The sequence below is a fragment of the Actinoplanes sp. NPDC051537 genome, from assembly GCF_055586105.1.
Genome location: NZ_JBVJIU010000001.1, coordinates 760130 through 767848 on the forward strand (window position 1 = coordinate 760130; position 7719 = coordinate 767848).

The window sequence follows — 7719 nt, forward strand, 5'->3', positions numbered from 1 at the left end:
AAATCGTTCGCCACGGGCGGGCATTCTCACCGGGGCAGGCCGAGGCCGCGGGCGATCAACCCCCGCTGGATGTCGTTGGTGCCGCCGCCGACCACGTACATGATCGACAGCCGCAGGCCGTACTCGAAGTCGCCGGTCAGGGCAGCGTCCGGGCCGAGCAGGTCGAGCGTCGCCTCGCCGAACTGCTCGGCCAGCTCGCCGCCGAGGACGCCGGCCATCGGGGCCTCGAGCCGGGCGCCGCGGCCGCCCGCGGTGGCGCCGATCGCGGCGGCGACCAGGGCGCGGTTGGCCTGCAGCGTGACGGCGAGCTCGCCGAGGCGGGCGCGCTTGGCCGAGCCGCGCGGGCCGATCCGGGACGGCTCGGCGCGGAGGATGGCGAGCAGGTCGTCGAGCTGGCGCAACAGGCTCGCGGCGATGCCGCCCATCAGCACCCGTTCGCCGGCGAGGGCGTCGGTGATGACCTTCCAGCCGCCGTCGACCTCGCCGACCCGGCAACTGTCGGGGACGCGTACGCCGTCGTAGAAGACCGTGCAGGAGATCTCGCCGGACAAGGCCCGATGTTGATGGACGGTGATGCCGGGGGTGTCCATCGGGATCAGGAAGACGGTGATGCCGGCGTGCGGCGGGGAGGCTTCCTGGTCGGTACGCGTCGCGAGCCACACGTGGCCGGCCCGGTGGCCGCCCGTGGTCCACAGCTTCTGGCCGTTGATGACCCAGCCGTCGCCGTCGCGGTCGGCCCTGGTCTTCAGCGAGGCCAGGTCGGAGCCGGCCTCGGGCTCGCTGTAGCCGAGACAGAACCGCAGCTCGCCGGCGTGGATGAGGGGCAGGAACGCGGCCCGTTGCGCGTCGGTGCCGTGACGGCGGATCGAGCCGCCGAGCAGCATCACGGAACCGAGCTGGAGGGTGACCGGCGCCCGGGCGTACGTGCTCTCCTCGTGCAATGCGACCTGCTCGGCGAGCGAGAGTTCCCGGCCGCCGAACCACCCTCGGGTCGCCATCTCGGCGACGATGTCGTCATCGCCGGTGGCCGCGATCAGATCGCGCACCTCCCGGCGGAACGGCTCGTCGTCGAACGCGGGCAGCGACGCGCCGGTCTCGATCAGAACGTCGGCGACCGTGCCGGCGGGCGGGGACAGGTCGGCGAGGCGGGTGGTGTCGGCGTGCACCCGGCGGAACAGCCAGGGCGCCTCGTGCTCCTCGAAGTAGCCGATCGCGGCGAGCGTGTGGTGGGCGCCGAGCTGCACGCGGCGGGCGGCGGCGGCCACGAACTCGACGGCGATCTCGGCCTGCAGCGGCCAATCGGGGCGGCCCGCGGCGTACGCGTCGGCGGCCCGGTCGATCAGCTGGTTGCCGGCGCTGACGTCGATCTGGCAGGCCGCGACCCGCTGCTGGACGGCCCCGAACGAGCCGATCGCGCGGCCGAACTGGCGGCGGCTCCGGGCGTGCTCGATCGCCATCTCGTGCGCGCGCTGCGCGGCGGCGTGGGCGCGCGCGGCGAGGCCGAGCCGCAGCAGGGTGACCGCGTCGGCGCCGGCCTCGACCGTGCGGATCGCCGGGCCGGGCCGCACCCGCGACCAGGCCGGCGCCGCGAGGCCGGGCTGCTCCGAGCGCTCGGCGATCTCGTGCAGCGTCCCGCCGGGGAGCATCAGCACGTGGGTGGCGGCGTCGGCGGCGTCGAGGTGCTCGGGGACGGCCGCGACCAGCACGCGCCCGGTGACGCCGAGGCGGGCCGCGACGTACGCGTCCATGATCGGCAGCGGGCAGGCGACCCGGCCCAGCTCGCGGACGACGGCGAGCGCGGCGGCGAGGTCGTCGTCGGCGCCGATCTCGAGCCAGCCCTGCTCCCCCGCGACCGCCCACAGCTCGCCCAGCTTGCCGTCGGCCGCGGCCGTCGCGTCGCCCCAGAGACGGGCGGCGACGCCGGCGACCGACTCGCGCAGCGCTTGCAGTTCCTCGGGCGACATCGGCGCCTCCAATACTGAACGCTTTCCGTTCACTTATGGGGACTGTATCCTGACGGAAACCGTTCAGCAATAGCTCGGAGGATGGCCGCGATGAGTGGTGCGACGCCGGCGCCCGGCCGGCCCCGCGATCCCGAGGTCGATCGCCGGATCGCCCGGGCCGCCCTCGACGTGTTCGGCGACGCGGGCTGGGCCGGGTTCGCGATGGAGGCCGTGGCGCGGCGGGCCGGCGTCGGGAAGGCGTCGCTCTACCTGCGGTGGAGCGGCAAGGAGGCGCTGCTCACCGACGCGCTCTCGATGGGCCTGCCCAAGGTCAGCGACGTCGACACCGGCACCCTGCACGGCGACCTGGTCGAGCTCGCGACCCAGATGCTCGACCTCTACCTGGGCCCGTGCAGCCGGGCGGCGATGCGGCTGAACCTGGAGGCGGCCTCGATCCCGGGCGTCGCCGAGCACTACGAGGCGATGCGTACGGCGCAGGTCCTCGCGGCCCGGGCGATCGTCCGCCGGGGCATCGGCCGCGGCGAGCTGCCCGCCGCCACCTCGGTCACGCTGCTGCTGGACACCCTGATCGGCGGCGCGATGATGCACGCGCTGACGACGCCGGACGACAAGCGGGCCGCGCTGGCGAACGACACCGCCGGGTACGCCCGCAGCCTGGTCGGCTTCCTGCTCCAGCCGGTGAGCGCATGATCGCCTTTCTGTTCCAGCCGGTGAGCGCATGATCGCCTTTCTGTTCCGGCCGGTCAGCGCATGATCGCCTTTCTGTTCCAGCCGGTCAGCGCATGATCGCCTTTCTGTTCCAGCCGGTCAGCGCATGATCGTCACCGGCACGGCGCAGCGGGCGGCCTGGCAGCAACGGGTGCTGCCGCCGGTTGAGGAGGTGCGGCCCGGCGTGTGGTCGATCCCGGTGCCGATCCCGCACAACCCGCTGCGGTACACGCTGAGCTACGTGTTCCTCGACGACGCGGGCGCGGTGGTGGTCGACCCCGGCTGGAACACGGCCGAGGGCCGCGCGGCGCTCACCGCCGGGTTGTCGCTCGCCGGCGCGGCCCTCGCCGACGTCGCCGGCGTCGTGGTCACCCACGTGCACCCCGACCATCACGGGCTCAGCGGCTGGTTGCGGTCGGAGTCCGGCGCGTGGATCGGCATGCACCCGGTCGAGGCCCGCACGCTGCCCGGGCGGGTCTGGCGCGACCACCGGCCGGAGGACGACCGCGCCTGGCTGATGCGGCACGGCGTACCGGCGGCCGAGACCGACCGGCTGGTGGTGGACCCACGGCGGATGGGCGACATCCTCGGCATGGCTTCGCCGGACCGGGCGATCGAGGACGACGAGCTGTTGCCGCTGCGCCGTCACGAGGTGCGCGCGGTCTGGACGCCCGGGCACACGCCGGGTCATCTCTGCCTGCACGACGCCGGGGCCGGGATCCTGCTGACCGGCGACCACCTGCTGCCGCGCATCAGCCCGAACATCGGCGTGCACTCCGGAACGGCCGGCGACCCGCTGAGCGAGTACCTCGACTCGCTCGACCTGGTGGCCAAGTTCGACGCGGACGAGGCGCTGCCGGCCCACGAGTACCGGTTCCGGGGCATCGAGGACCGGGCCGCCGAGCTGGCCCGGCACCACAACGACCGCGGCCGCGAGATCCTGGCCCTGCTCGCGTCGCCGGCCACGGCGTGGGACGTGGCCACCCGCCTGACGTGGTCGCGAGGCTGGGACTCGCTGCACGGCATGATGCGGCGGATGGCACTCGCCGAAACGCTCGCCCACCTGCACCATCTCGCCGCGCGTCGCACGGTCCGCGCGGACGGCGAGGCGCCGCTGCGCTGGCGGCGGTAGCGCCAGCACTACCCCCGATTCGGGTGCTGGCTCGACTGACTCGCCGCCCGCCGATTCCTAGCCTCATTGACATGAGGAAATTGCTGAGTTTGAGCATCGCGGGGGCGCTCATCGCATCCTCGCTCGCGGTGGCGGCGACGCCGGCCGCGGCGGCGCCGGGCCGTCTGGTCTCGGCCACCGCCCTACGCACGTACGCCACCCGGGCCGACGTGGACGCGGCGCTGACCGCGGACAAGTTCGACCCGGGCACCGACCGCTACGGCGTGCGCACCTACCGGCTCGTCTACCGGACGACCAGCGCCACCGGTCGCCCGACCACGGCGAGCGGGCTGGTCGCGCTGCCGATCACCAACCGGAAGGAGCTGCCGACCGTGTCGTTCGGGCACGGCACCGAGATCTACAAGCCGGACGCGCCGTCCACGTCGGACGACGTCTTCCTGATCGGGCCGGCGCTCACCTTCGCGTCGGCCGGGTTCGCGGCCGTCGCGCCCGACTACCTCGGCCTCGGGGTCGGCCCGGGGCCGCACCCGTGGATGGACGTGCCGTCGGAGACGACCGCCTCGCTCGACCTGCTGCGGGCGGCCCGCTCCTTCGCCGCCGGGCAGGGGCGGCACCTGACCCGCGACGTCTACGCCTCGGGCTTCTCGCAGGGGGCCTCGGCCGCCCTCGGGCTGGCCCGGGCGCTGCAGTCGGGGGCCGACCCGTGGTTCCGGGCGGCGGCGGTCGCCCCGATCAGCGGGGCCTACGACTTCCGGCACGCGGCGATCCCGTCGCTGTTCACGCCGGAGGTGCATCCGATTCTGGCCAGCGCGTACACGACGTACCTGCTGGTCGCCTTCGACCGGTTGCACGACATCTATCCGTACCCGGGATATGTGTTCAAGCCGGCGTACGCCGGTCTGCCCGCGCTGTTCGACGGCACCCACCCCGGCGAGGAGGTGCTTCCCGCGCTGCCGCCGACGATCGACGACCTGCTGACGCCGCGCGGGAAGGCCATGCTGTTGCATCCGACCGGGCGGTTCGCCGAGGCGCTCGCCGTGCTCGACAGCGTGTGCGTCGACTGGTCGCCGCGGATGCCGGTGCGGCTCTACTACAGCCCGGGCGACGAGGAGGCGGTGAACGCCAACACCGAGCACTGCCACGCCACGCTCGGGGCGCCCACCGTCGATCTCGGGGTCGACACCGACTACAACGGCTTCGTCCACGAGGGGTCGGAGGTGCTCGGCGTGCCCCGGGTGACCCGGTGGTTCGCGGGGATGGCGGGGCTGTAGCGGGGATGGCGGGGCAGTAGCGGGGATGGCGGCTAGAGCAACGTCGTGAGCGAGGTGTCCGGGCCGGCGATCTCGAGGGCTTCCTCGAGCTCGGCCCGGACATCCTCGACGGTGTCGTCCTCGCCGAGCACCTCGGGAACGTCGTTGCTGAGCTCGAACTGGTCGAGCATGTCGTACGCCTCGCCCAGCGTCGACGCGCCGTTCTCGAGGGCCCAGCGCAGGGTGCTGCGGGCGGCGGCCGAGGGGGCGATGTCCTCATCCCATGGGTTGCTCACCGGGCCCATCCAACCACGGCGCCCGCCGGGCCGACCTCGATCTCGCCCGGCGGCACGGGCTGCCGGCTCAGACCTCGATCTCGCGCGGCGGCCCGGCCGCTGGGTCAGACCTCGATCTCGCCCTGGGACCAGCGGTCGCGGACGGTCGTGACGATGCCGCGCACCACGCGGTCGGCGTCGCGGGCGGCCAGCCAGACCAGGCCGAGCCGGAAACGCGGCGCGTCGACCAGCGGCACCAGCCGGAACGCCGGGTCGTCGAAGATCCGGGCCGAGCCGCCGGTCGCCGGGTCGAGGGTGAACGTCAGGTCGCCGGTGCGGCGCACGTGCCCGGCCAGCATCGCCGCGTCGGCGCCGGCCAGCAGGCGGAAATGCCGCAGGCCGCGGCTGACCAGGTCGTCGCGCAGGCCCTGCATGGCCAGCGGCTGGAGGGTCAGCGGATAGGTGACGATCGTGCGGTCCATGAGATCGGCCAGGGCCAGCGACGGCCGGCCGGCGAGCGGGTCGTCGCGGCGCATGGCGACCATGAAGTGGTACGACGCCAGGCCGATCGACATCATCGCGGGCTCGGCGACCGGCAGGTGCACGACCGCCGCGTCGAGCTCGCCGCGTTCGAGGCGGGGCAGCAGGTCGGCCGACGGCGCCAGGGCCACGTCGACCTCGCGGCCGGGGTTGCCCTTCTCGGCGCACTCGACCACGGCGTCGAGGATGCCGGGCGGCGACAGGTGCGAGCCGCCGAGCCGGACGACCCGTTCCTCGCCGGCGGCGACCAGCTGGACCTCGCTGCGCAGGCGGTCGAACTCGGCCAGCAGCGGCGGCACCCGGCGGGCCAGCTCGCGGCCGGCCGGGGTGAGCTGGATCTGGTGGTAGCCGCGGACGAACAGGTCGGCGCCGAGCTCGCGCTCGAGGTCCTTGACGATCCGGCTGACCGGGGACGCGGTCATGTGCAGCCGCTCGGCCGCGCGGCCGAAATGCAGCTCCTCGGCGACCGCGAGGAAGCAACGCAGCTGCGCGATGTCCATGCCGTCCAGTCTGACGTTACTGAACGATCACCGGCAAGGAAGTCGGCCGGCACGTTGCGGCCGGCGGCACGCTACGTGCGCGAAACAGTGATGTACGGCGGTCCGGCGCACGCCCATCGTGTCAGCCATGGACGATAACCTGCCGCTGATCGGCGTACGGGTCGTGGACCGCACCGACGGCCTCGGCGAGACGACCTCCCGGCTGCTCGCCGACCTGGGCGCCGACGTGATCCGGGTGGAGCCGGCCGAGGGCGCCGCGTCGCGCCGCCGGGAGGTCTACTACGCCACGCACAACGCCAACAAGCGGGCCGTGGTGGTGGACGGCGACGATTTCCTGCGCTTGATCGACACCGCCGACATCCTGGTCACGAGCGCGGCCGGCGACCTGCCTTCGTTGCGCGCCCGCCGGCCGGGGCTCGTCGTCGTGGCGATCACCGACTTCGGGTTGACCGGGCCCTACCGGGACTGGCGGGCGACCGAGTCGACGCATCTCGCCCTCGGCGGCGTGCTCTCCCGCTCGGGGCTGCCCGGACGCGAACCGCTGATGCCACCCGGTTCGCCGGCGTCCGAGTCGGCGGCCGTCCAGGCGGCGTGGGCGGCCCTGGTCGCGTACTTCGCCGGCGGCGGCGACCTGGTCGACGTCTCGGTCTACGAGGCCACCGCCCAGGTGCTCGACCCCGGCTTCGGCATCGGCGGCAGCGCCACCGGCGGCGTTCCGGCCGCGAACGGGCCGCGCGGGCGCCCCGACGCCCGGCACCTCTACCCGATCTTCCGCTGCGCCGACGGCTGGGTGCGCATCTGCGTGCTCGCGCCGCGGCAATGGCAGGGCATGTTCGCGTGGCTGGGCGAGCCCGCCGAGTTCGCCGACCCGGAGCTGGCCCAACTCGGCAAGCGGTTCGCGGCGGCCGGGCGGATCCATCCGGCGATCGGGCGGCTCTTCGCGAACCGCACCCGCGAGGAGATCGTCGGTCAGGGCCAGGCGCACGGGGTGCCGACCGCGGCCCTGCTCTCCCCCGCCGAGGTGCGCGTGGCCGACCAGTTCGTCGCGCGGGAGGCCTTCGTCGAGGTGGCCGGCGTGGTCATGCCCAACGGGTGCGTCGAGGTCGATGGGCGCCGGGCCGGGGTTCGCTTCGCCGCCCCCGCGCACGGCCAGCACACGGACGCCGTTCTTAAGTCGCTAAATCGCGATAAATCCGGCAAGGGAGTGGAGGCGGCGCCGGGCGGGGAGGCAGGGGCAACGCTGGGCGCGGTGGCCGGGGCTGGGGCTGGGGCTGGGGCTGGGGCTGGGGCTGGGGCTGGGGCTGGGGCTGGGGCTGGGGCTGGGGCTGGGGCTGGGGCTGGGGCTGGGGC

General features: G+C 74.0%; 7 protein-coding genes. 4 read left to right on the forward strand and 3 right to left on the reverse strand.

Features of this window, described 5'->3' with window-relative positions; genetic code table 11:
- Positions 1-26 precede the first annotated feature (26 nt).
- Positions 27-1997 carry an acyl-CoA dehydrogenase family protein gene (locus ACZ6TB_RS03645; protein WP_465550152.1) on the reverse strand — a complete coding sequence of 657 codons (1971 nt, stop codon included), beginning with the start codon at positions 1995-1997 and terminating at the stop codon, positions 27-29.
- 57 nt (positions 1998-2054) lie between these two features.
- Here ACZ6TB_RS03645 and ACZ6TB_RS03650 point away from each other — a divergent pair, with 57 nt between their 5' ends.
- From ACZ6TB_RS03650 to ACZ6TB_RS03660, 3 genes are all read left to right on the forward strand, one after another.
- Positions 2055-2654 (forward strand): TetR/AcrR family transcriptional regulator, encoded by a 600-nt coding sequence (locus ACZ6TB_RS03650; protein WP_465550154.1) that lies wholly within the window; start codon positions 2055-2057, stop codon positions 2652-2654.
- A 124-nt stretch (positions 2655-2778) separates the two neighbouring features.
- Positions 2779-3804 (forward strand): MBL fold metallo-hydrolase, encoded by a 1026-nt coding sequence (locus ACZ6TB_RS03655; RefSeq protein ID WP_465550156.1) that lies wholly within the window; start codon positions 2779-2781, stop codon positions 3802-3804.
- 71 nt (positions 3805-3875) lie between these two features.
- Entirely contained in the window at positions 3876-5075 is a 1200-nt protein-coding gene (locus ACZ6TB_RS03660; RefSeq protein ID WP_465550158.1) for an alpha/beta hydrolase family protein, read from the forward strand.
- 32 nt (positions 5076-5107) lie between these two features.
- Here the strand turns inward: ACZ6TB_RS03660 and ACZ6TB_RS03665 are convergent, their stop codons facing one another.
- Both ACZ6TB_RS03665 and ACZ6TB_RS03670 read right to left on the reverse strand, forming a co-directional pair.
- Entirely contained in the window at positions 5108-5359 is a 252-nt protein-coding gene (locus ACZ6TB_RS03665) for a hypothetical protein (protein ID WP_465550159.1), read from the reverse strand.
- A gap of 95 nt (positions 5360-5454) precedes the next feature.
- A complete protein-coding gene (locus tag ACZ6TB_RS03670) occupies positions 5455-6369 on the reverse strand; it encodes a LysR family transcriptional regulator (RefSeq protein WP_465550161.1) in 915 nt (304 codons plus the stop codon).
- Positions 6370-6496: 127 nt separating this feature from the next.
- On the opposite strand from ACZ6TB_RS03670, the gene ACZ6TB_RS03675 reads away from it, so the two are divergent.
- Positions 6497-7719: CoA transferase (locus ACZ6TB_RS03675; RefSeq protein WP_465550163.1), on the forward strand; the 1223-nt coding region annotated here is incomplete at its 3' end.